Annotated in this window: 29 protein-coding genes; 28 read left to right on the top strand and 1 reads right to left on the bottom strand. The window is 63.1% G+C overall.

Annotated elements, in window-relative coordinates; all coding sequences use genetic code 11:
* The first annotated feature begins 56 nt into the window (after positions 1-56).
* Both fusA and tuf read left to right on the top strand, forming a co-directional pair.
* Positions 57-2,153, top strand: a complete 2,097-nt coding sequence (gene fusA / locus C8J44_RS04830; protein WP_121903511.1) for an elongation factor G — start codon at positions 57-59, stop codon at positions 2,151-2,153.
* A gap of 213 nt (positions 2,154-2,366) precedes the next feature.
* Positions 2,367-3,560, top strand: coding sequence for an elongation factor Tu (gene tuf, locus C8J44_RS04825; protein WP_031393767.1), 1,194 nt, complete (start codon positions 2,367-2,369; stop codon positions 3,558-3,560).
* 841 nt (positions 3,561-4,401) lie between these two features.
* Here the strand turns inward: tuf and C8J44_RS04820 are convergent.
* Entirely contained in the window at positions 4,402-4,776 is a 375-nt protein-coding gene (locus C8J44_RS04820) for an endonuclease domain-containing protein (protein ID WP_121903510.1), read from the bottom strand.
* Positions 4,777-5,089: 313 nt separating this feature from the next.
* Here C8J44_RS04820 and rpsJ point away from each other — a divergent pair, with 313 nt between their 5' ends.
* From rpsJ to C8J44_RS04690, 26 genes are all read left to right on the top strand, one after another.
* On the top strand, positions 5,090-5,398 hold the full coding sequence (rpsJ, locus tag C8J44_RS04815) for a 30S ribosomal protein S10 (RefSeq protein ID WP_007406109.1): 309 nt from the start codon (positions 5,090-5,092) through the stop codon (positions 5,396-5,398).
* Between the two features lie 288 nt (positions 5,399-5,686).
* Positions 5,687-6,433 carry a 50S ribosomal protein L3 gene (gene rplC / locus C8J44_RS04810; RefSeq protein WP_056060507.1) on the top strand — a complete coding sequence of 249 codons (747 nt, stop codon included), beginning with the start codon at positions 5,687-5,689 and terminating at the stop codon, positions 6,431-6,433.
* A 2-nt stretch (positions 6,434-6,435) separates the two neighbouring features.
* Positions 6,436-7,062, top strand: a complete 627-nt coding sequence (rplD, locus tag C8J44_RS04805; protein WP_056047616.1) for a 50S ribosomal protein L4 — start codon at positions 6,436-6,438, stop codon at positions 7,060-7,062.
* A complete protein-coding gene (locus tag C8J44_RS04800) occupies positions 7,055-7,369 on the top strand; it encodes a 50S ribosomal protein L23 (protein WP_056047618.1) in 315 nt (104 codons plus the stop codon). Before rplD ends, C8J44_RS04800 begins: the two co-directional genes overlap by 8 nt.
* Positions 7,370-7,373: 4 nt before the next feature.
* Positions 7,374-8,213 carry a 50S ribosomal protein L2 gene (gene rplB / locus C8J44_RS04795; RefSeq protein ID WP_055872649.1) on the top strand — a complete coding sequence of 280 codons (840 nt, stop codon included), beginning with the start codon at positions 7,374-7,376 and terminating at the stop codon, positions 8,211-8,213.
* A 1-nt stretch (position 8,214) separates the two neighbouring features.
* On the top strand, positions 8,215-8,490 hold the full coding sequence (gene rpsS, locus C8J44_RS04790; protein WP_031393761.1) for a 30S ribosomal protein S19: 276 nt from the start codon (positions 8,215-8,217) through the stop codon (positions 8,488-8,490).
* Positions 8,490-8,867, top strand: coding sequence for a 50S ribosomal protein L22 (gene rplV / locus C8J44_RS04785; RefSeq protein ID WP_056047621.1), 378 nt, complete (start codon positions 8,490-8,492; stop codon positions 8,865-8,867). The genes rpsS and rplV overlap by 1 nt, the downstream gene beginning before the upstream one ends.
* Positions 8,867-9,574: a 30S ribosomal protein S3 gene (gene rpsC, locus C8J44_RS04780; RefSeq protein ID WP_055872646.1), complete on the top strand. Its 708-nt coding sequence runs from the start codon at positions 8,867-8,869 to the stop codon at positions 9,572-9,574. The genes rplV and rpsC overlap by 1 nt, the downstream gene beginning before the upstream one ends.
* Before the next feature lie 15 nt (positions 9,575-9,589).
* Positions 9,590-10,024 (top strand): 50S ribosomal protein L16, encoded by a 435-nt coding sequence (gene rplP, locus C8J44_RS04775; RefSeq protein ID WP_031393758.1) that lies wholly within the window; start codon positions 9,590-9,592, stop codon positions 10,022-10,024.
* Positions 10,025-10,028: 4 nt separating this feature from the next.
* Positions 10,029-10,235: a 50S ribosomal protein L29 gene (gene rpmC / locus C8J44_RS04770; protein ID WP_055872644.1), complete on the top strand. Its 207-nt coding sequence runs from the start codon at positions 10,029-10,031 to the stop codon at positions 10,233-10,235.
* Between the two features lie 10 nt (positions 10,236-10,245).
* Positions 10,246-10,518 carry a 30S ribosomal protein S17 gene (gene rpsQ, locus C8J44_RS04765; RefSeq protein WP_031393756.1) on the top strand — a complete coding sequence of 91 codons (273 nt, stop codon included), beginning with the start codon at positions 10,246-10,248 and terminating at the stop codon, positions 10,516-10,518.
* A gap of 301 nt (positions 10,519-10,819) precedes the next feature.
* Entirely contained in the window at positions 10,820-11,188 is a 369-nt protein-coding gene (gene rplN / locus C8J44_RS04760; RefSeq protein ID WP_031393755.1) for a 50S ribosomal protein L14, read from the top strand.
* Positions 11,188-11,505, top strand: a complete 318-nt coding sequence (rplX, locus tag C8J44_RS04755) for a 50S ribosomal protein L24 (protein ID WP_056047623.1) — start codon at positions 11,188-11,190, stop codon at positions 11,503-11,505. The genes rplN and rplX overlap by 1 nt, the downstream gene beginning before the upstream one ends.
* 49 nt (positions 11,506-11,554) lie before the next feature.
* Positions 11,555-12,118 (top strand): 50S ribosomal protein L5, encoded by a 564-nt coding sequence (gene rplE, locus C8J44_RS04750; protein WP_082441396.1) that lies wholly within the window; start codon positions 11,555-11,557, stop codon positions 12,116-12,118.
* A 158-nt stretch (positions 12,119-12,276) separates the two neighbouring features.
* A complete protein-coding gene (rpsN, locus tag C8J44_RS04745; protein WP_056015537.1) occupies positions 12,277-12,582 on the top strand; it encodes a 30S ribosomal protein S14 in 306 nt (101 codons plus the stop codon).
* A gap of 10 nt (positions 12,583-12,592) precedes the next feature.
* Positions 12,593-12,988: a 30S ribosomal protein S8 gene (gene rpsH, locus C8J44_RS04740; protein WP_031393751.1), complete on the top strand. Its 396-nt coding sequence runs from the start codon at positions 12,593-12,595 to the stop codon at positions 12,986-12,988.
* Positions 12,988-13,521, top strand: a complete 534-nt coding sequence (rplF, locus tag C8J44_RS04735; RefSeq protein ID WP_056047628.1) for a 50S ribosomal protein L6 — start codon at positions 12,988-12,990, stop codon at positions 13,519-13,521. Before rpsH ends, rplF begins: the two co-directional genes overlap by 1 nt.
* Positions 13,521-13,877, top strand: a complete 357-nt coding sequence (gene rplR / locus C8J44_RS04730) for a 50S ribosomal protein L18 (RefSeq protein ID WP_031393749.1) — start codon at positions 13,521-13,523, stop codon at positions 13,875-13,877. The genes rplF and rplR overlap by 1 nt, the downstream gene beginning before the upstream one ends.
* A 3-nt stretch (positions 13,878-13,880) precedes the next feature.
* On the top strand, positions 13,881-14,681 hold the full coding sequence (rpsE, locus tag C8J44_RS04725; RefSeq protein WP_121903509.1) for a 30S ribosomal protein S5: 801 nt from the start codon (positions 13,881-13,883) through the stop codon (positions 14,679-14,681).
* A 6-nt stretch (positions 14,682-14,687) separates the two neighbouring features.
* Positions 14,688-14,864: a 50S ribosomal protein L30 gene (gene rpmD, locus C8J44_RS04720; RefSeq protein ID WP_055872633.1), complete on the top strand. Its 177-nt coding sequence runs from the start codon at positions 14,688-14,690 to the stop codon at positions 14,862-14,864.
* A 108-nt stretch (positions 14,865-14,972) separates the two neighbouring features.
* A complete protein-coding gene (rplO, locus tag C8J44_RS04715) occupies positions 14,973-15,515 on the top strand; it encodes a 50S ribosomal protein L15 (RefSeq protein WP_056047631.1) in 543 nt (180 codons plus the stop codon).
* 380 nt (positions 15,516-15,895) lie between these two features.
* Positions 15,896-17,260 carry a preprotein translocase subunit SecY gene (secY, locus tag C8J44_RS04710; protein WP_055872627.1) on the top strand — a complete coding sequence of 455 codons (1,365 nt, stop codon included), beginning with the start codon at positions 15,896-15,898 and terminating at the stop codon, positions 17,258-17,260.
* A gap of 52 nt (positions 17,261-17,312) precedes the next feature.
* Positions 17,313-17,963, top strand: a complete 651-nt coding sequence (locus C8J44_RS04705) for an adenylate kinase (RefSeq protein ID WP_121903508.1) — start codon at positions 17,313-17,315, stop codon at positions 17,961-17,963.
* 445 nt (positions 17,964-18,408) lie between these two features.
* On the top strand, positions 18,409-19,101 hold the full coding sequence (locus C8J44_RS04700; RefSeq protein WP_056050249.1) for a response regulator transcription factor: 693 nt from the start codon (positions 18,409-18,411) through the stop codon (positions 19,099-19,101).
* Entirely contained in the window at positions 19,098-20,444 is a 1,347-nt protein-coding gene (locus C8J44_RS04695; RefSeq protein WP_056486867.1) for a HAMP domain-containing sensor histidine kinase, read from the top strand. Before C8J44_RS04700 ends, C8J44_RS04695 begins: the two co-directional genes overlap by 4 nt.
* A 107-nt stretch (positions 20,445-20,551) precedes the next feature.
* Positions 20,552-21,877: an MFS transporter gene (locus C8J44_RS04690; protein WP_404969179.1), complete on the top strand. Its 1,326-nt coding sequence runs from the start codon at positions 20,552-20,554 to the stop codon at positions 21,875-21,877.
* The last annotated feature ends 9 nt before the right edge of the window (positions 21,878-21,886 follow it).

The raw sequence follows: 21,886 nt of genomic DNA, 5'->3' as shown, positions 1-21,886 counted from the left end.
CTATATATTGGGGAGCCGGCACGTTCGGCTCCCCATATCCTTAAGGAAGCACGATCATGGCCCGCAGCCATCCGCTCGACCGTTACCGCAACATCGGCATCATGGCGCACATCGACGCCGGTAAGACGACGACGACCGAGCGCATCCTCTATTACACCGGCAAGTCCTACAAGATCGGCGAAGTGCACGAAGGCACCGCGACGATGGATTGGATGGAGCAGGAGCAGGAGCGCGGGATCACGATCACGTCGGCTGCGACCACCTGCAAGTGGCGCGCCGAAGAAGGTAAGGGCGAAGAGCACCTTATCAACATCATCGATACGCCCGGCCACGTCGACTTCACGATCGAAGTCGAGCGTTCGCTCCGCGTGCTCGATGGTGCGGTCGCATGCTTCGACGGCGTTGCCGGCGTCGAGCCGCAGTCCGAGACCGTGTGGCGTCAGGCCGACAAGTACGGCGTGCCGCGCATGTGCTTCGTCAACAAGCTCGACCGCACCGGCGCCGATTTCTACTTCTGCGTGAACTCAATCATCGAGCGTCTCGGCGCGCGTCCGGCCGTGCTGTATCTTCCGATCGGCATGGAAGGCGGCTTCAAGGGCCTGGTCGATCTCGTCGAAAACCGCGCGATCATCTGGCTCGAAGAGAGCCTTGGTGCGAAGTTCGAATATGCCGAGATCCCCGAGGATCTGGTCGAGAAGGCCGCGAAGTATCGCAGCGAGCTGATCGAGATGGCCGTCGAGCAGGACGATGCCCTCATGGAGGCCTATCTCGAAGGCAACGAGCCGAGCGTCGCCGACCTCAAGAAGCTGATCCGCAAGGGTACGCTGAGCATGGCGTTCGTCCCGGTTGTTTGCGGTTCGGCGTTCAAGAACAAGGGCGTTCAGCCTTTGCTCGACGCCGTCGTCGACTATCTGCCTTCGCCGCTCGACGTTCCCGCGATCCAGGGTCTGAAGCTCGACGGCGTGACGCCGGACGAGCGTCCTTCGTCGGACGACGTTCCGTTCTCGGCACTGGCGTTCAAGATCATGAACGATCCGTTCGTCGGTACGCTGACCTTCGCCCGCATCTACTCAGGCAAGCTGGAGACCGCATCGCAGGTCACCAACTCGGTCAAGGACAAGAAGGAAAAGGTCGGCCGCATGCTGCTTATGCATGCGAACAGCCGTGAGGACATCCAGGAGGCTTTCGCTGGCGACATCGTCGCTCTAGCGGGTCTCAAGGATACCACGACCGGTGACACGCTCTGCGCGATGAACGCACCGATCATTCTCGAGCGGATGGAATTCCCCGAGCCCGTGATCGAGCTTTCGGTGGAGCCGAAGACCAAGGCCGACCAGGAGAAGATGGGCGTCGCGCTCAATCGTCTCGCACGCGAGGATCCTTCGTTCCGCGTGTCGTCGGACCCCGAGTCGGGCCAGACCATCATCAAGGGCATGGGCGAGCTCCATCTCGAGATCCTGGTCGATCGCATGAAGCGTGAGTTCAAGGTCGAGGCGAACGTCGGCGCTCCTCAGGTCGCATACCGCGAGTATCTGAAGAAGCCGGTTGACGTCGACTACACGCACAAGAAGCAGTCGGGTGGTACCGGTCAGTTCGGTCGCGTGAAGGTCAAGGTCACGCCGGGCGAGCGCGGTTCGGGCATCACGTTCAAGGACGAGATCAAGGGCGGCAACATTCCGAAGGAATATCTGCCGGCGATCGAGAAGGGCTTCCGCGAAACCGCTGCGTCGGGTTCGCTGGTCGGCTTCCCGATCATCGATTTCGAGATCGTGCTGTATGACGGCGCGTATCACGACGTCGACTCGTCAGCACTGGCGTTCGAAATCTGTGCACGTGGCGCGATGCGCGAAGTCGCACAGAAGTCGGGCATCACGCTGCTCGAGCCGGTCATGAAGGTCGAGGTCGTCACCCCGGAGGATTATCTGGGCGACGTCATCGGCGACATGAACAGCCGTCGTGGCCAGATCCAGGGCACCGACAGCCGCGGCAACGCGCAGACGGTCGAGGCGATGGTCCCGCTGGCCAACATGTTCGGCTACGTGAACTCGCTCCGCTCGTTCACGCAGGGTCGTGCGAACTACTCGATGCAGTTCTCGCACTATGACGAAGTGCCGCAGAACGTTGCGGACGAGGTGAAGGCGAAGTTGGCCTAAGCCAGAGGCGCACGGAGCCAGGGTAACCTGGCTCCGAGACGCCGAAAGGCCGGCCGGCTTCGGTCAACGACCGAAGTCCGACGACGCGGAATTCACTTCCGCGTCGGCCTCTCCCCAAGCAGGGGCTGGCGCAACGCTTTAACAGCCGCTATTGGGCCGCGTTCGCGCGGTTCCCGGGGTGGCACCGGAATACGAATCAGAAGGTAGGAAACAATGGCCAAGGCAAAATTTGAGCGGAACAAGCCGCATCTCAACATCGGCACCATCGGTCACGTCGATCATGGCAAGACGTCGCTCACCGCTGCGATCACGAAGGTTCTGGCAGAGACGACCGGCGGTACCGCAGTCGACTTCGCCAACATCGACAAGGCTCCCGAGGAGCGCGAGCGCGGCATCACGATCTCGACCGCACACGTCGAGTACGAGACGGCCAACCGTCACTATGCGCACGTCGATTGCCCGGGCCACGCCGATTATGTGAAGAACATGATCACCGGCGCAGCCCAGATGGACGGCGCGATCCTCGTCGTTTCGGCGACCGATGGCCCGATGCCACAGACCCGTGAGCACATCCTGCTCGCACGCCAGGTCGGCGTGCCTGCCATGGTCGTGTTCATGAACAAGGTCGATCTGGTCGACGACGAGGAAATCCTCGAGCTGGTCGAGATGGAAATCCGCGAGCTGCTCAGCTCGTACGACTTCCCGGGCGACGACATCCCCGTCATCAAGGGTTCGGCTACCTGCGCACTGTCGGGTTCGAACCAGAAGCTGGGTGCCGACGCCGTCACCGAGCTGATGCAGGCTGTCGACGACTACATCCCGCAGCCCGAGCGTCCGCTCGACAAGCCGTTCATGATGCCGATCGAGGACGTGTTCTCGATCTCGGGTCGTGGTACGGTCGTCACCGGCCGCGTCGAGACCGGCATCGTCAAGGTTGGCGAGGAAGTCGAGATCGTCGGCATCCACCCGACCGTCCGCAAGACCACGGTCACGGGCGTCGAGATGTTCCGCAAGCTACTCGACCAGGGCCAGGCTGGCGATAACGTCGGCGCGCTGATCCGCGGCGTCGCACGCGACGAAGTCGAGCGTGGCCAGGTGCTCTGCAAGCCAGGCACGATCAAGCCGCACACCGACTTCAACTCGGAAGTGTACGTGCTGTCGAAGGAAGAGGGTGGCCGTCACACGCCGTTCTTCGCCAACTACCGCCCGCAGTTCTACTTCCGTACGACGGACGTGACCGGCACCGTCGAGCTGCCTGAGGGCACCGAGATGGTCATGCCAGGCGACAACGTGTCGCTCGGCATCAAGCTGATCGCACCGATCGCCATGGACGTGGGCCAGCGCTTCACGATCCGCGAAGGCGGCCGTACCGTCGGTGCAGGCGTCGTCAGCCAGATCGACAAGTAAGCATCCTCTCCTTCGGGAGGTGATCGAAGAGCCCGGCTTCTCGCGAGAGAGGCCGGGCTTTTTCGTGTTTGGAGCAGGCTAGTTATCCAGTTTAAACATTCGATCTATTGCGTCGCAAAGCGGTGTAGGATGAGTGACAGGGCACTCTGTAGAGCATCGCCTTTTTGCCGGAGTTGGATCGATGGTATCAGGTGTCTTAATCTACGCAGCCGTCCTGGCTTCTGTTGGCCAAGCTGATGTCCCGCTGGCTATACATCTTGACCCTAGTGATGCATTTCCCACAACATTGATTGAGACTACTCAAACCTATACAGGCGGCTGTGGGCCTGCTGTTGTACGGGTCGTGGGCGTGACTGATGTGACAGGCAGCTTTTTCAATCTCGATACGGATGGCCGCGTCGTTCTTCATTCGCCGCGCGGTGCCGACTTGGTGGTGGACGCGTCTAACGGGCTTTCAGACCATAACGGGATAGCCTGCACCACCGGTAACGGCAGGACCCGATTGCTAATATGGGCGGCCTGTGGGGGCAGTTCGTGTGGGGACGACTACGACTTTACGGTAGTCGATCCCGACAAAATGCGAGTGGTTTCGCCGGTTGGCTCATGCGACGAGATGTGCGCTTACTCATTGACGGGAAGCCGCCTCCCTTGGGCTCTTAATCATAAGATCATGCCCTGACGCGTCTTTCCAAACGTCCGTATTTCTACTGCTTCACTGAATCGTTCGCGGCTCCGGTGGTCATTTGGGTTAGGAGTAAAACTGCCGTCCAACGACCGATGGGTACAATCCTCCCCCGCTAGGGGGAGGTGGCGCCGGAGGCGTCGGAGGGGGAGGGGGCGATTAGCTCTCGATGGTGGTTCGTCGTTGGAGTGCGGTGTACGTGATCTGGCGGACGACGTCGTCGAGGTTGGCTAGCATTTCGCGGGCTGGGTAGCGAAGGACTTGGATGTTTTGGGCAACTAGCCAGGCGTCTCGGGTTGCGTCTCGTCCGGGGCGGTTGCCGTGGTTGTGGGCTTCGCCGTCTACTTCGATCGCGAGTCGAGCTGGGGCGCAGTAGAAGTCCAGGACATAGGGGCCTGCTGCGTGTTGCTTTCGGAAGCGTAGGCCTTCTTCGTTAGCTCGTAGCGCCAGCCAGAGGGCTATCTCTGGCGGGGTCATCTGTTTTCGCAGGCGCTTGGCGTTGCTGCGGCCGGGTAGAGATCCTTCGAGCCGCATCGCTTGCCTCCCCCTCCGTCACGCTTCGCGTGCCACCTCCCCCTGGCGGGGGAGGATCAAGTAGCGGGGCGATCTTAGCGGCGAAGCGTCGACATCTACAATCCTCCCCCGCCAGGGGGAGGTGGCGCCGTAGGCGACGAAGGGGGAGGATAGGGCACCGTCCGATGATGTCCCATTCCTCGCTCGTAACCGGCGAAAACCGGCAACCCCCAGTTGCATTTCGCCCGACTCTCCCGTAATGGCCCGCCTTCGGTTTAAACATCAACCAGCAAGAGCCCAGAAACGGGCCCGCTCTTTCGCATCGGTAGGGACTATGGACAGCAATATCCGCATTCGTCTGAAGGCGTTCGATCACCGTGTGCTCGATCAGGCCACTGGCGACATCGCCGACACCGCACGCCGCACCGGCGCGCTCATCCGCGGTCCGATTCCCCTTCCGACGCGCATCGAAAAGTTCACCGTGAACCGCGGCCCGCACATCGACAAGAAGTCGCGCGAGCAGTTCGAGGTGCGCACGTACAAGCGTATGCTGGATATCGTCCAGCCGACGCCGCAGACGGTCGATGCGCTCATGAAGCTCGACCTCGCAGCAGGGGTGGACGTAGAGATCAAGCTGGCCTAAGGGCTGGCGCGGCGCGGTCGACCGGTAACGGTCCCGCGCCGCTCTACATTGGGATACCGCCGTCGGTGAAAACCGACGGGGCAGCGTCCCCCGTCACGTTTTTGCACTTGCAGAAACACCAGCCCGGGACGGGGGCACGTTTCGTATTTACCGGGTTGAACCGACTCCATTCAGGGCTTTTGCCGGGGATGGGGTCAGGTGGACGCATCATGGAGCTCGCTCCGGACATGGTCCGCAAGCCCCCGAGGAATAGTCCGACGGGGCCTCTGTCTAGGAAGGGACAAGATCATGCGTACTGGCGTGATCGCGAAGAAGATGGGGATGACCCGCCTGTTCCAGGAAGATGGTCGGCACGTGCCGGTCACCGTTCTGGCACTCGAAGGCAATCAGGTCGTTTCCGTTCGCGAAATGGATCGTGACGGCTACACTGCCGTCCAGCTTGGTGCAGGTGTCGCCAAGTCGAAGAATGTAGCAAAGCCGCAGCGCGGCCATTTCGGCAAGGCCGAAGTGGAGCCTAAGGCTGTCGTCCATGAGTTCCGCGTGAACGCAGACGGCCTGCTCGACGTTGGCGCCGAGATCTCGGCCGACCATTACGTCGCAGGCCAGATCGTCGATATCCAGGGCAAGACCCAGGGTAAGGGCTTCCAGGGCGGCATGAAGCGTTGGGGCTTCGGCGGTCTGCGGGCAACCCACGGCGTGTCGGTCTCGCACCGTTCGCTCGGTTCGACCGGTCAGCGTCAGGATCCGGGCAAGGTCTTCAAGAACAAGAAGATGGCCGGCCACATGGGCGACAAGTATCGCACCCAGCAGAACCTCGAGATCGTATCGACGGACGTCGAGCGTGGTCTCCTGTTCGTCAAGGGTTCGGTTCCTGGCTCCAAGGGCGGCTGGCTCTTCGTCAAGGACTCGGTGAAGGTTGCGCGCCATGCCGACGCACCGTTCCCCGCCGGTCTCAAGACCGCAAATAGCAACACCGCAGCAGACACGCCGGCCGAAACGACCGACGCACCTGCAGCCGACGGCCAGGAGGGCTGAGCGTGAAGATCAAGGTTTCATCTTTCGCCGGCACTGACGCAGCGGACATCGAGCTCAACGACGAGGTCTTCGGTCTCGATCCGCGCGCCGACATCCTGCACCGTGTCGTCACCTGGCAGCTCGAGAAGCGTCGCGAGACGGCTCGTGGCACCCGTGAGCGCGCAGACGTCGCACGCACCGGCAAGAAGTTCGGTCGCCAGAAGGGCGGCGGTACGGCTCGTCACGGCGATCGTCGCGCACCTGTGTTCATCGGTGGTGGTAAGGCTCACGGCGCACGCGTTCGTGACTTCAACCCGTCGCTGAACAAGAAGGTTCGCTCGCTCGGCCTGCGGATGGCTCTCAGCAGCCACGCCAAGGCGGGTTCGCTGGTCATCATGGACAGCCTGGCTGTCGAGGGTGGCAAGACCAAGACGCTGCAGGGCGATCTCGCAAAGCTCGGCTTCGGCAAGCGTGCGCTCGTCATCGACGGCGACATGGTCGACACCAGCTTCGCATTCGCTGCGGGCAACCTGTACGAAGTGAACGTGATGCCGGCTGCCGGCGCGAACGTTTACGACATCCTGAAGCATGACACGCTGGTGCTGACGCGCGCCGCTGTCGAAAAGCTGGAGGCGCGCTTCCATGGCTAAGAAGCAGAAGGCGGGCATCGATAATCGTCATTACGACGTTATCCTCGCGCCGCACATCACCGAGAAGACGACGACCCTGTCGGAGTTCAACGCGGTTGTGTTCAAGGTATCGAACGATGCCACGAAGCCCGAGATCAAGGCGGCCGTAGAGGCGCTGTTCGACGTGAACGTCGTCGGCGTGAACACGCTCGTCCAGAAGGGCAAGACCAAGAAGTGGAAGGGCACGAACTACTCGCGCTCCGACATGAAAAAGGCAATCGTGACGTTGAAGGACGGTCAGTCCATCGACGTGACGACGGGGATCTGAGGCCATGGCACTCAAGCATTATAATCCGACATCGCCGGCACGCCGCGGTCTCATCCTGGTCGACAAGTCGTCGCTCTGGAAGGGCCGCCCCGTCAAGGCGCTGACCGAAGGTAAGCACAAGACCGGCGGTCGTAACAACAAGGGCCATGTGACCTCGCGCGGCATCGCCGGCGGTCACAAGCAGAAGTACCGCTACATCGACTTCAAGCGTCGCAAGTGGGACGTCGAAGGCACTGTCGAGCGGATCGAGTATGATCCCAACCGCACCGCGTTCATCGCCCTGGTCAAGTACCCGGACGAGGAACTCGCCTACATCCTGGCGCCACAGCGTCTGGCCGTCGGCGACAAGGTCCTCGCGGCCAAGAAGACCGACGTGAAGCCAGGCAATGCCATGGAACTCGGTCAGATGCCGGTCGGCACCATCGTCCACAACGTGGAGATGAAGCCGATGAAGGGTGGCCAGATCGCCCGTTCGGCCGGCACGTACGTGCAGGTCGTCGGTCGCGACAAGGGCATGGTGATGGTCCGCCTGAACTCGGGCGAGCAGCGCTACATCCGCAGCGATTGCATGGCGACGGTTGGCGCGGTCTCGAACCCCGACAACCAGAACCAGAACCTGGGCAAGGCAGGCCGTTCGCGCTGGATGGGTATCCGTCCTCTGACGCGCGGCGTCGCCAAGAACCCGGTCGACCATCCGCATGGCGGTGGTGAAGGCCGTACCTCGGGTGGCCGTCATCCGGTTACGCCTTGGGGCAAGCCGACGAAGGGTGCGCGCACGCGTCATAACAAGTCGACCGACAAGATGATCATCCGGTCGCGTCATTCGACGAAGAGGAAGGGCTAACATGGCTCGTTCAGTCTGGAAGGGCCCCTTCGTGGACCTTCATCTGCTCAAGAAGGCAGAAACCGCCCAGGACACCAACGCGCGTTCGCCGATCAAGACCTGGTCGCGTCGCTCGACGATCCTGCCGTCGTTCGTGGGTCTCACGTTCAACGTCTATAACGGCCGCAAGTTCGTGCCCGTCTCGGTCAACGAAGACATGGTCGGCATGAAGCTCGGTGAGTTCGCGCCCACGCGCTACTTCCCCGGCCACTCCGCCGACAAGAAGGGCAAGCGCTGATGTCTAAGCAAGTCAGCCCGCGCAAGGTCGCGGACAACGAGGCGCTTTCGGTCGGTACGCAGATCCGTGGTTCCGCGCAGAAGCTCGGCCTCGTGGCTGCGCTGATCCGTGGCAAGAAGGTCGGCGATGCGATGAACATCCTCGCCTTCTCGACCAAGGGCATGGCGATCGAAGCGCGCAAGGTGCTGGCCTCGGCCATCGCCAACGCCGAGAACAACCATAACCTCGACGTCGACGCACTCGTCGTCGCCGAGGCTTCGGTCGGCAAGTCGATCACGATGAAGCGCTTCGCTACCCGCGGCCGCGGCAAGTCGACCCGCATTCTCAAGCCATTCAGCCGTCTGCGCATCGTCGTGCGCGAGCAGGAAGAAGCATAATGGGTCAGAAGAGCAACCCCATCGGTCTGCGTCTGCAGATCAACCGTACCTGGGATAGCCGCTGGTACGCCGAAGGCGCGGACTATGGTCGGCTCCTGCTCGAGGATCTCAAGATCCGCGCATTCATCATGAAGACGCTGCCGCAGGCCGCGATCTCCAAGGTGGTCATCGAGCGTCCGGCCAAGCTGGCCCGTATCTCCATCTTCGCTGCGCGCCCCGGCGTGATCATCGGCAAGAAGGGTGCGGACATCGAGAAGTTGCGTTCGACGATCGGCAAGATGACGTCGTCGACCGTGTCGCTGAACATCGTCGAGATCCGCAAGCCGGAAGTCGATGCGCGTCTCGTCGCGCAGGGCATCGCCGATCAGCTCGAGCGTCGTATCGCCTTCCGTCGCGCCATGAAGCGTGCGGTGCAGTCGGCGATGCGTCTCGGTGCCGAGGGCATCCGGGTGAACTGCGGTGGCCGTCTCGGCGGCGCCGAGATCGCACGGTCGGAGAGCTATCGTGAGGGTCGGGTTCCGTTGCACACGCTGCGCGCGAACATCGATTATGCCGAGGCTACGGCGCACACGTCCTACGGCGTTTGCGGCGTGAAGGTCTGGGTCTTCAAGGGCGAGATTCTCGGCAACGATCCGACGTCGTACGACCGCATCATGATGGAGGCTCAGACCTCCGGCGTGCGGCCGCAGCGCGACGATCGTCGCTAAGGGGCAGGAACAGACATGCTGCAACCAAAAAAGACCAAGTTCCGGAAGGCCTTCAAGGGCAAGATTTCGGGCGACGCCAAGAGTGGCTTCTCGCTCAATTTCGGCTCCTACGGCCTCAAGGCGATGGAACCCGACCGGATCACCGCACGCCAGATCGAGGCGGCCCGCCGCGCGATCACGCGTCACATGAAGCGCCAGGGGCGTTTGTGGATCCGCATTTTCCCAGACCTTCCGGTCTCGGGAAAGCCAGCCGAAGTCCGCATGGGTAAGGGCAAGGGCGCGCCGGAATACTGGGCCGCTCGCGTTAAGCCGGGTCGGATCCTGTTCGAGCTCGACGGCGTCGACGGCAAGATCGCCGCCGAGGCGTTCGAGCGGGCGGCCATGAAGCTGCCGATCAAGGTAAAGGTCGTTGCCCGCCTGGGCGACACCTCGCATCTGGGAGGCGAGTAAGATCATGGCTCGTATCGACGACATGAAGACCAAGAGCGACGACCAGCTGTCGGAGTCGCTCGGCGAACTGAAGCGCGAGCAGTTCAACCTGCGCTTCCAGGCCGCCACGAACCAGCTCGAAAAGCCGAGCCGCGTTCGTGAGGTCCGCCGCGACATCGCTCGCATCAAGACCCTGCAGGCTCAGCGCACCAGCGCTGAAGCCGCGAAGTAAGGAACGTATCATGCCGAAGCGCGTGCTGACCGGTCTGGTCGTGTCCGACAAGGGCGACAAGACGGTGGTCGTGAACGTCGAGCGTAAGGTGAAGCACCCGCTCTACGGGAAGATCATCCGTCGCTCGAAGAAGTATCATGCTCATGACGAGAGCAACGAGTTCAAGCAGGGCGAGACCGTGCGGATCGAAGAGACCGCACCAATCTCCAAGCTGAAGACCTGGAAGGTGATCGAGCGGGTCAACACCCACGCGACGCCGGAGCGGGCTTCGGCCGAGGGCTGAACTGGTACGCTCCAAACCCCGTCATCCCGGCGAAAGCTGGGATCTAGTGGTGAGGGGCGATCGGCTCGAACCGGTTCCCGTCATCCTGACGAAAGTCAGGATCCAGAGCCAGGGGCGTAACGCTCGATAACTCTGGATCCCAGCTTTCGCTGGGATGACGGTTTACATTGGAACCTTGTGTTCCATCGATGGAACGGCTAAGCGGCCGCTCCTCCCCGTTGCGGTTCGTCCGTGGCGGGGTGATTTTTTAGGCGGGGTTCGGTCGGTATCGACCCCAGAGACAGAGAAGGGATACGGATCCATGATCCAGATGCAGTCCAATCTCGACGTCGCTGACAACAGCGGCGCGAAGCGGGTGCAGTGCATCAAGGTGCTTGGGGGTTCCAAGCGTCGTGTTGCAGGCGTTGGCGACATTATCGTCGTCAGCATCAAGGAAGCGCAGCCACGTGGCCGTGTGAAGAAGGGCGACGTTCACCGCGCGGTGATCGTGCGTACCGCCAAGGATATCCGCCGTGCAGACGGTACGGTCATCCGCTTCGACGGCAATGCCGCGGTGCTGGTCAACAAGAACGAGGAGCCGATCGGCACCCGTATCTTTGGCCCAGTCGTTCGCGAGCTGCGCGGCAAGAAGCACATGAAGATCATCAGCCTTGCGCCGGAGGTGCTGTAATGGCGTCGCAGCGTATCAAGAAGGGTGACAAGGTCATCGTCCTGTCCGGCAAGGACAAGGGCAAGACCGGTGAAGTCACCGTCTCCATGCCGAAGACCGACAAGGTCGTCGTATCGGGCGTCAACATCGCCGTGCGCCACACCAAGCCGACTCAGGGTGACCCGCAGGGTGGCTTGATCCGCAAGGAAGCACCGATGCACGTTTCGAAGGTCGCGCACGTGACCGCCGACGGCAAGCCGACCCGCGTCCGCTTCGAGGAGCAGGACGGCAAGAAGGTCCGCGTCGCCGTCAAGACCGGGGAGAAGATCAATGGTTGATCAGAACACTGGCGAGCAGGCCGGCACCGAGGCCGTCTACGTTGCGCGCATGCGCAAGCTGTATGACGAGACGATCATCAAGGCGATGACCGAGAAGTTCGGTTACAAGAACGTCATGGAGATCCCGCGGCTCGACAAGATCGTGCTGAACATGGGCGTCGGCGAAGCTACGCAGGACAAGAAGAAGGTCGACCAGGCTGCTTCCGAAATGGAGCTGATCGCCGGCCAGAAGCCTGTCGTGACGAAGGCCAAGAAGTCGATCGCGCAGTTCAAGCTGCGTGAAGGCATGCCGATCGGCGTGAAGGTCACCCTTCGCCGCGAGCGCATGTACGAGTTTCTCGACCGTTTCATCACGATCGCTCTTCCCCGCGTCCGCGATTTTCGCGGTCTCAACCCGAAGAGCTTCGATGGCCGTGGCAACTATGCCTGCGGTATCAAGGAGCAGATCGTGTTCCCAGAAATCAGCTATGACCGGGTCGACAAGGTCCGCGGCATGGATGTGATCGTGACGACGACCGCAAAGACCGACGACGAGGCTCGCGAGCTTCTCCGTCTGTTCGGTTTCCCGTTCCCGATCGAAGACGACGCTGCTGACGAGAAGAAGGCAGCTTAAGTAACTCCCTCTCCCCTCGGGGAGAGGGTTGGGGTGAGGGGGAGTGAGTCTCCCTCGCTCCGCCCGAAAACTGGAGGCGCGGTCCTGCTGGGCTGCCCCTCACCCCGACCCTCTCCCCGGAGGGGCGAGGGGGCAGAAGAAAGAAAGAACTTAAGTCGATGGCGAAACTGAGTTCAGTCAACAAGAACGAGCGCCGCAAGCGCATGGTCAAGCAGTATGCCCCGAAGTACGCGGCACTGAAGGCGATCGCAGCGGACAAGACGCTCGACGACGGTGAGCGTCTGATCGCTCGCCTCAAGATGGCGGCACTGCCGCGCAACGCGAACCCGACCCGCATCCGTAACCGGTGCGAGCTGACCGGTCGCCCGCGCGCCTATTACCGCAAGTTCCGGCTCTGCCGTATTCAGCTGCGCGATCTGGCCAACAAGGGCCTCATCCCCGGCGTCACGAAGTCGAGCTGGTAAGGACTAAATCATGGCAGTGACCGATCCCCTGGGTGATTTGCTCACCCGTATCCGTAATGGCCAGCGCGCGAAGAAGGACTCCGTCCTCACGCCGGCGTCGAAGCTGCGCGTCCGCGTGCTCGACGTTCTGCAGCGCGAAGGCTACATCCGTGGCTATAGCGAAGAGCAGATGGGCCCCGCGGCCGGCCTTCGCATCGAGCTGAAGTATTTCGAGGGCCAGCCTGCGATCAAGCATGTCGCGCGCGTCTCGAAGCCCGGCCGTCGCGTCTATTCCGGCTCGCAGGAACTCCCGCGCGTCCGTAACGGCCTCGGCATCACCATCGTCTCGACGCCCCGCGGCGTGCTGTCGGATTCCGAAGCACGCGAGCAGAACGTCGGCGGCGAAGTCCTCGCGGAGGTGTTCTGATGAGCCGCATTGGTAAGAAGCCGGTCACCGTACCGGCAGGCATCACGCCGACCATCGAGAACAAGCAGCTGACGATGAAGGGCCCCAAGGGTACCCTCAAGATGCCGCTTCGCGACGAGATCAGCTACACGATCGAAGACGGCGGCATTTCGGTGCAGCCGGCCAACGATACCAAGCGCGCTCGCGCGTTCTGGGGCATGCAGCGGACCATGGTGCAGAACCTGGTCACCGGCGTGTCGGAAGGCTTCACCAAGAAGCTGCTGATCACCGGCGTCGGCTATCGTGCCGCAGCGCAGGGTCGTAACCTCAAGCTGCAGCTCGGCTACAGCCACGACGTCAACATCGACGTGCCGGAGGGGATCGAAGTCAAGACCCCCGACAACACGACGATCGAGATCTCGGGTTCGGACAAGCAGATGGTCGGTCAGCTGGCCGCGGAAATTCGTCAGTGGCGCAAGCCCGAGCCTTACAAGGGCAAGGGTATCAAGTACGACGGCGAGTTCATCTTCCGCAAGGAAGGGAAGAAGAAGTAATGACCAAGGGACTTTCTCTTTTCGCCAAGCGGCGTCGCCGCAACCGTACCGCGCTCCGCGCACGTGCAGGCACCCGTCCGCGGTTGTCGGTGCATCGCTCGGGCAAGCACATCTATGCCCAGGTGATCGACGATGCCGCCGGCACAACGGTCGCATCGGCCTCGACGCTGGAGAAGGACGTGCGCGGCACGTCCGGCGCCAACATCGACGCGGCGACTTCGGTCGGCAAGCGCGTCGCCGAGGCTGCGAAGGCAGCGGGCGTGACCCAGGTCGTGTTCGATCGCGGCGGCTTCCTCTACCACGGTCGCGTGAAGGCTCTTGCCGATGCCGCGCGCGAAGCCGGATTGGAGTTCTAAGACATGGCTGACGAAAACAACACGCCGGCAGTAATCGCTCCTGAGACGACCGCACAGGACGTCACGGCTCAGAATGTCCCGCAGAGCACTGGCTACCAGGGCAACAACGGTGGCGGTCGCGGTCGCGGCGGTCCCGGTGGCGGCGGCGGCGGCGGCGGTGGTCGTGGTGGTCCCGGTGGCAACCGCAGCGGTGGCCCAGGCGGCAATCGCGGTGGTCGCGACGGCGGTCGCGGTCGCGACAATCGTGGCGGTCGTCCCGGTGCGGACGATGGCGGCGAAGAGCTGATCGAGAAGCTGGTGCACATCAACCGCGTCTCGAAGACGGTCAAGGGCGGTAAGCGCTTCGGCTTCGCGGCACTGGTCGTCGTCGGCGACGGCAAGGGTCGTGCAGGCTTCGGTCATGGCAAGGCACGCGAAGTGCCGGAAGCCATCTCGAAGGCGACGGCTGCTGCCAAGAAGAAGATGGTTCGCGTTCCGTTGAAGGACGGTCGCACGCTGCATCATGACGGCAACGGTCACTTCGGTGCCGGCAAGGTCACGCTGCGGTCGGCGCCTCAGGGTACGGGCATCATCGCCGGTGGCCCGATGCGCGCAGTCTTCGAATCGCTGGGCGTTGCGGACGTTGTGACCAAGTCGGTCGGCACGTCGAACCCCTACAACATGATCCGCGCCACGTTCGAGGCCCTTGGCGAGCAGACCTCGCCCAAGGCCGTCGCACAGCGTCGCGGCAAGAAGATCGCCGACCTGCTCGGCCATGGTGGTTCGAAGACCGCCGAGGCCGATGCAGCTGCGATCACGGAGTAAGCGATCATGGCAACCATCAAGATCACGCAGACCGGTTCGCCGATCCGCCGCGAGAAGGATCAGCGCGCAACGCTGATCGGTCTCGGTCTCAACAAGATGCACAAGACCCGCGAGCTGGAAGACAGCCCAGAGGTCCGCGGCATGATCCGCAAGGTGCAGCACATGGTGTCGGTCGAAGGCTGAGCCTTCACGCTACCTAGTGACAAATACGGGGAAGGGGGCTAACGGCCCCCTTTCTTATTACAGATTCTATCCAACCAGCGCGTAACAAGCGAAAGCGAGTGCATTACCATGAAGCTCAACGAACTCCGCGATAACGAAGGTGCCCGTAAGTCCAAAATGCGCGTCGGACGCGGCATCGGCTCGGGCAAGGGCAAGACCGCAGGCCGCGGCCAGAAGGGCCAGAAGAGCCGCGAGGGCGTGTCCATCGCCGGCTTCGAAGGCGGCCAGATGCCACTGCACATGCGTCTGCCTAAGCGCGGCTTCAACAATATCTTCCGCAAGGACTTCGCAGAGGTCAACCTCGGCGCGATCCAGCTCGCGGTCGACGCCGGCAAGATCGAGGCGAACGCCACGCTCGACCACGACGCGCTGAAGGCTGCTGGCCTGGCACGCGGCGGCAAGGACGGCGTCCGCCTCCTCGCCAAGGGCGAGCTGACCACGGTCCTCTCGTTCACCGTCGACGGCGCGTCGAAGGGCGCGATCGAAGCGGTCGAGAAGATCGGCGGCAAGGTCGAGGTGATCCACTTCGTCCCCGCAGCCGAGAAGGCTGCCGCCAAGAAGGGCGTGAAGTACAAGGAGCGTGCGGCGCACAAGGCGTCGTTCAAGGCCTGACCTTGATGGGGGAGGGGGCGCCGAGTGCGCCTCCTCTCTTTTCGTTTGTGGCGTCTGAGACGCTCCGCCGCGGCAACCCTCACCATCTCTCCCCATCCCGTTCGTGCCGAGTAGAGGTCGAGCGCAGTCGAGAACTCGTATCGAGGTACAACACCCGAGCGGGCCAGTCCTTCGATACGCCGTCTCGACAAGCTCGACGGCTACTCGGGACGAACGGAATGGGGTGAGGGCAACAAGGCGGCGGAATTGAATGGACGAGGTGGTCCTCCACCCATCCATATCCGCCTTAGCCATTAGACAAGCGCGCCCGTGCGCCTATATGAGCGGCGGGGGCGGTCATAACGCATCCCGCCTTCTTTGTTTCCAGGACGATCACACGCATGGCATCCGCAGCCGACCAGATGGCGCAAAGCATCAGCCTTTCGAAATTCGCGAAGGCGACCGACCTCAAGAAGCGGTTGTGGTTCACGATCGGTGCGCTGATTATTTTCCGCCTGCTCAGCTATGTTCCGCTGCCGGGTGTCGATCCGACCGCGCTCGGCCTGCTTTCGCAACAGACGCAGGGCGGCGTGCTCGATTTCTTCAACACCTTCTCTGGCGGTTCGCTCAGCCGTATGTCGCTGATCGCGCTCGGCGTGATGCCCTACATCACCGCCTCGATCGTGGTGCAGCTCGCGACCTCGCTGTCGCCGACGCTCGCCGCCATCAAGAAGGACGGCGAATCGGGCCGCAAGCGCCTCAACCAGTACACGCGCTACGGCACCGTCGGCCTGACCGCGGTCCAGGGGTATTTCATCGCTGTAGGCCTTGAGACGCTGGGTGCGGCACAGGGCATCCAGGCGGTCATCGAGCCCGGTATGATGTTCCGTGTTGCCGCGGTCATCTCGCTGATCGGCGGTACGATGTTCCTGATGTGGCTAGGCGAGCAGATCACCAGCCGCGGTATCGGCAACGGCGTCTCGTTGATCATCATGGCCGGCATCGTCGCGCATCTCCCCGTCACGCTGGTCAACCTGCTCGAAGGCGGCCGCTCGGGCTCGCTCGATCCGATCAAGCTGATCGGCATCGTCGTCGCGGTGGTCGTGCTGATCCTCTTCATCTGCTTCATGGAGCGCGCGCAGCGCCGCATCCTGATCCAGTATCCCAAGCGCCAGACTCAGCGCGGCATGCAGGCCGACCGCAGCCATCTGCCGCTGAAGATCAACACCGCCGGTGTGATTCCGCCGATCTTCGCGTCGTCGCTGCTGCTGATGCCGCTGACGATCTCGCAGTTCGCCGGTCAGCGTGTCGCAGGTGAATCGAAGTGGGGTGATTTCATCATCACCCTCAACCAGTACCTTCAGCATGGTTCGCCCGTGTACATGCTGCTCTACGGCGCCGGCATCATCTTCTTCTCGTTTTTCTACACCGCGGTCGTCTTCAACCCCGAGGAAACCGCCGACAACCTGAAGCGCAATGGCGGGTTCATTCCCGGCATCCGCCCGGGCAAGAATACCGAGAATTACTTCGATTACGTGCTGACGCGCATCACCGTCATCGGTGCGGCGTATCTGACGATCATCTGCCTGTTGCCGGAGTATCTGGTGACCGCGTTGCAGATCCCGTTCTACCTCGGTGGCACCAGCCTGCTGATCGTCGTCAACGTGACGATGGACACGGTGACGCAGATCCAGTCGCACCTGCTGGCACACCAGTATGGCGACCTGATCAAGAAGGCGAAGCTCAAGGGCAATCGACTTCGTTAAGCCGCGGGTCTAACGCGGTAAAAATCCTGCACGAACGAGGGGAGTGCGTTTCGTGAATATCATCCTTCTTGGACCGCCTGGCGCGGGCAAGGGCACGCAAGCCGCCACGCTCGTCAACGAGCGCGGCATGGTCCAGCTTTCGACTGGCGACATGCTGCGTGCAGCGGTCGCCGCCGGAACGCCGGTCGGCCTTCAGGCGAAGTCCGTGATGGAGTCCGGCGGTCTCGTGTCTGACGAGATCGTGTCGGGTATCATCGGTGAACGCCTCGACCAGCCGGACACGACCAAAGGCGTCATCTTCGACGGCTATCCGCGGACTGCGGCACAGGCGGAAGCGCTCGATGGCTTGCTCGCCGATCGTGGTCGGACGCTCGATTACGTAATCGAACTCGGCGTCGATGAAGCCGCGTTGATCGACCGCGTCGTCGGCCGCTACACCTGCGCCAAGTGCGGCACGGGCTATCACGATCGCTACAAGAAGCCGGTCGTCGCCGGCGTCTGCGACGTCTGCGGCTCGACCGAGTTCAAGCGTCGTCCCGACGACAACGCGGAGACGGTCCACAACCGCATGGCCGAATACCGCGCGAAGACGGCGCCGATCCTGCCCATCTACGACGCACGAGGCCTGGTCCACCGTGTCGACGGTATGGCCGACATCGCGCATGTCGGCGCGGCGATCGCTGCGATTCTCGACAAGAAGTAGGCATGTTCCGCTGCAAAGGCGTGAGCCCAAACTGGGCTCACGCCTTTGCGCGCCCCCTCCGTCATCCCGGCGAACGCCGGGACCCACGGATACGGCGGACCAAGCGATAGCGAACTACCACCACCCATTCCGCAACCGTGGGTCCCGGCGTTCGCCGGGATGACGGGGGTAGGAAGTTGGGTGGATTCCTCGGACGGTTTCGTATCGAGCCTCACAACAACCATCAACATGACGAAATTGTCACTCCTCGGTCATCGCCCTGACCCCCACCCGATCCTAGAACGACCACGTGGCCAGCAACGGTCACATGAGTTTCCAGAGATCGGTGCCCGTCACTCCCGGGGGTACCGTGGGGGCCGGCGGGAAGGGTTCTTTCCGCCGGCCTTTCCGTTTATAAGGGCAGGAGATGGTGACCGAAATCGGTGGCAGGGAAGGTGAGACCGCGTTGAGCCGCAAGATCCTGATCGTCGAGGACGACGCCTCGACATCCGCCTATCTTGCCAAGGGCTTGGCTGAGGCTGGCCATGCAATCGAAGCGTGTGCAGACGGCCGCGACGGCCTTTTTCTCGCGAGCGAAGGCATCTTCGACCTAATCATAGCGGACCGCATGCTGCCTGGTCTCGACGGGCTGTCGATGGTCAGCGCGATTCGCGCGGCTGGCATCGCCACGCCGGTCCTGATCCTGTCGGCACTCGCCGCCGTCGACGATCGCGTCGATGGCCTAAAGGCCGGCGCCGACGATTATCTGTGCAAGCCCTTCTCGTTCGCCGAACTGTCCGCACGGATCGAGGCCATGCTCCGCCGCTCTGATCGCGCCGCGACCGAGCCGCAGAAGACCAAGCTCTCGGTCGGTGATCTCGAAATCGACCTGCTCGCCCGCGCCGTCTCCCGCGCCGGCCGCTCGATCCCGCTCGGCGCCCGCGAGTTCAACCTGCTCGAATTCCTTGCCCGCCATGCCGGTCAGGTAGTGACGCGCACGATGATGCTCGAGAAGATCTGGAACTATCACTTCGACCCGGGCTCGAACGTCGTCGACGTCCATATCGGCCGTCTCCGTCGCAAGCTCGAGGAAGGGTTCCCGACGCCGATCCTCCATACGGTCCGCGGCGCAGGCTACCGGCTCGCCGTAGAAGGGTGATTCGCCTTTCGGTAACAGCCCGAATCGCGCTGCTCTCGATCGCGCTGGCGCTGATCTCCAACCTCGCGCTGGTCGGCTTCGTCTGGAAGACCACCAGCGCGGACGCGATCGACGCGATCCGGCGCGAGACCACCGAACAATCGGAAGCCCTGCGCGCGGTCTGGCGTAACGGTGGTCTCCCCGCGATCCGTCAGGCGATCGACAGCGCAGTCGTCCCCGGCGATGTCTCGCTAGTCCTCGCGGTGGTCGACCCGAAGGGCAGGGCAGTCGTCGGCATCGCGCCTGAACGGCTCGCGGTCCCGCTTCGCATCACGCAGTTTCGCATCGCACGACTCGGCGCTGACGAACTCTGGTCGGCACGTGAGACGGGGTACGCGCTCCACCCGCTCGGGAGCTACTGGCTGCTGACCGGTCGCAATCTCGACCTGATCGCCGCAGAGGAACGCGCGATCGAACGCGCACTCGCGGTCGCCGTGTTCCTGTCGCTCGCGCTTGGCGTGGTCGGAGGGCTTGTCCTCACGCGCTACGTCAGCCGCCGGCTCGACGGCATCGCCAAGGCGATCGAGGCAGCGGGCGAAGGCGACTTGTCTCGCCGCGTCGATATGATCGCGGGCGGGGGCGATGCGTTCGACCGCCTTGCCGCCCGCCTCAACGTCATGCTGGGCAAACTCGAAGGCGTGATGGCCGAACTGCGGATCGTCACCGACAGCCTCGCGCACGACCTCCGCTCGCCGCTCGCGCGTCTGCGCACCAAGACCGAGCAGGCGGTGCTGATCGCGGATCCCGACGCTCGGGAAGCGGCGCTGGGCGGGCTTCTGGTCGAAACCGACCTCGTCATGCGGATGCTGACGATGGTGATCGAGATCAGCCGCTCGGGCTCGGTCTCACGCGATCGCTTCATTGAGGTCTCGCCGGCGAACCTGCTTGAGGAGATCGGCGAACTCTACGCGCCCGTCGCGGAGGATGCCGGCCTCGTTTTCACGATAGCGATCGACGACCGCCCTCCGCCGATGAAGCTGCACCGTGAACTCATCAGCCAGGCAATCACCAACCTGATCGACAACGCGCTCCGCCACGGCGCCGGCGGTGGCGAAGTCACCCTGCGGATCGTCCACCGCACCGACGGCGTCGCGATCCAGGTCGAGGACCGCGGCCCTGGCATCGCCGCCTCCGACCGTGCCCAGGCGCTGAAGCGCTTCGGCCGCCTCGACAGCGCACGATCGACGCCCGGTGCTGGCCTCGGCATGGCCCTGATCGAGGCGGTGGCGCGGCTCCACGATGGCCATTTCGAACTCGCCGACAACGCCCCGGGCCTCGTCGCCCGCATAGTCCTCCCAGTCTGATCCTCCCCCGCAAGCGGGAGGCGGCTGGCGCTTGCCAGACGGAGGGGGAGGAAAGGGTAACCTCGGTTGCGTTTCCTCCCCCTCCGTCGCTACGCGCTGCCCCCCCCTTGGCGGGGGAGGATTGTAAGCCGCAATCGGTTGACCGGAACCGCCTCCCCGGCGAGACCGTGCCCATGACGACGCTAGCCTCCCATCGCCGCATCCTCGCCGCCAGCCTAGTCGGCACCGCGGTCGAGTTCTACGATTTCTATATCTACGCGACCGCCGCGGCACTGGTGTTCGGGCCTCTGTTCTTTTCGGGACAGTTAGCCTCGGCGCAGTTGCTGCTGAGCTATGCGACGTTCGGATTGGCCTTCGTCGCCCGCCCGGTCGGCGCGATCGTGTTCGGGCATTTCGGCGATCGGATCGGGCGCAAGTCGACCCTCGTCGCCTCGCTGCTGCTGATGGGCGGATCGACCGTCGGGATCGCGTTCCTCCCCACCTATGCACAAGTCGGCTGGATAGCGCCCGCGCTGCTGTGCCTGATGCGGCTTGGGCAGGGGCTCGGCTTAGGCGGCGAATGGGGCGGGGCGGCGTTGTTGGCGGTCGAGAACGCGCCGCCGCATCGCAAGAACACCTGGGGCATGTTCCCACCGCTTGGTGCACCAGTCGGCTTCCTCGCCGCCAACGGGCTGTTCCTGATCATCGGTCTCGTCCTCGACGAGGCGCAGTTCATCGCCTGGGGTTGGCGCATCCCGTTCCTGCTCAGCGCGATCCTCGTGGGGCTCGGCCTGTGGGTGCGGCTGAAGCTGACCGAGACTCCCGCCTTCCTGGAAGCGGAGGCTACCGAGGCGCTCCCCAAGGTGCCGATCGCGACACTTCTCACACAGCATTTTCGTGCGACGCTGGCGGGCACGTTTGGCGTCATCGCATGCTTCGCGCTGTTCTACCTCGCGACCGCCTTCGCGCTCGGTTACGGCACGAAGACGCTCGGCTATTCGCGCGAGGCGTTCCTCGGTGTCGAACTCGTCGCGATCTGGTTCCTGGCAGGCGGCGTGATCGTGGCCAGCGTGCTGGCGGACCGGCACTCCGCGGCGCGGATGCTCGCAATCGGGTTTGCCGGGTGCATCGGCGTCGGCGCGCTGATGGGGCCGATGCTGGGCTCGGGATCGCTGTTCACTGTGTGGCTGTGGCTGTCGGGCGCGCTGTTCGTGATGGGGTTCGCGTACGGGCCGCTGGGCGGTTGGCTGCCGAGCCTGTTTCCGGCGGGGGTGCGCTACACCGGCGTGTCGATGACGTTCAACCTTGGCGGCGTGCTGGGCGGTGCGCTCGCGCCGATCGTCGCGGAGGCGCTGGCGCCACATGGGTTGTGGCTGGTCGGAGGGTATCTGATGGCGGCCGGGATGCTGAGCCTTGGCGGGCTGCTGATTCTGGGCCGCACGACCGAGAAGTAGAATGTTCTC

This window comes from Sphingomonas sp. PP-CE-3A-406 (genome assembly GCF_003688625.1).
Lineage (GTDB): Bacteria > Pseudomonadota > Alphaproteobacteria > Sphingomonadales > Sphingomonadaceae > Sphingomonas.
This window is presented reverse-complemented; position numbering and strand designations above follow the sequence as displayed.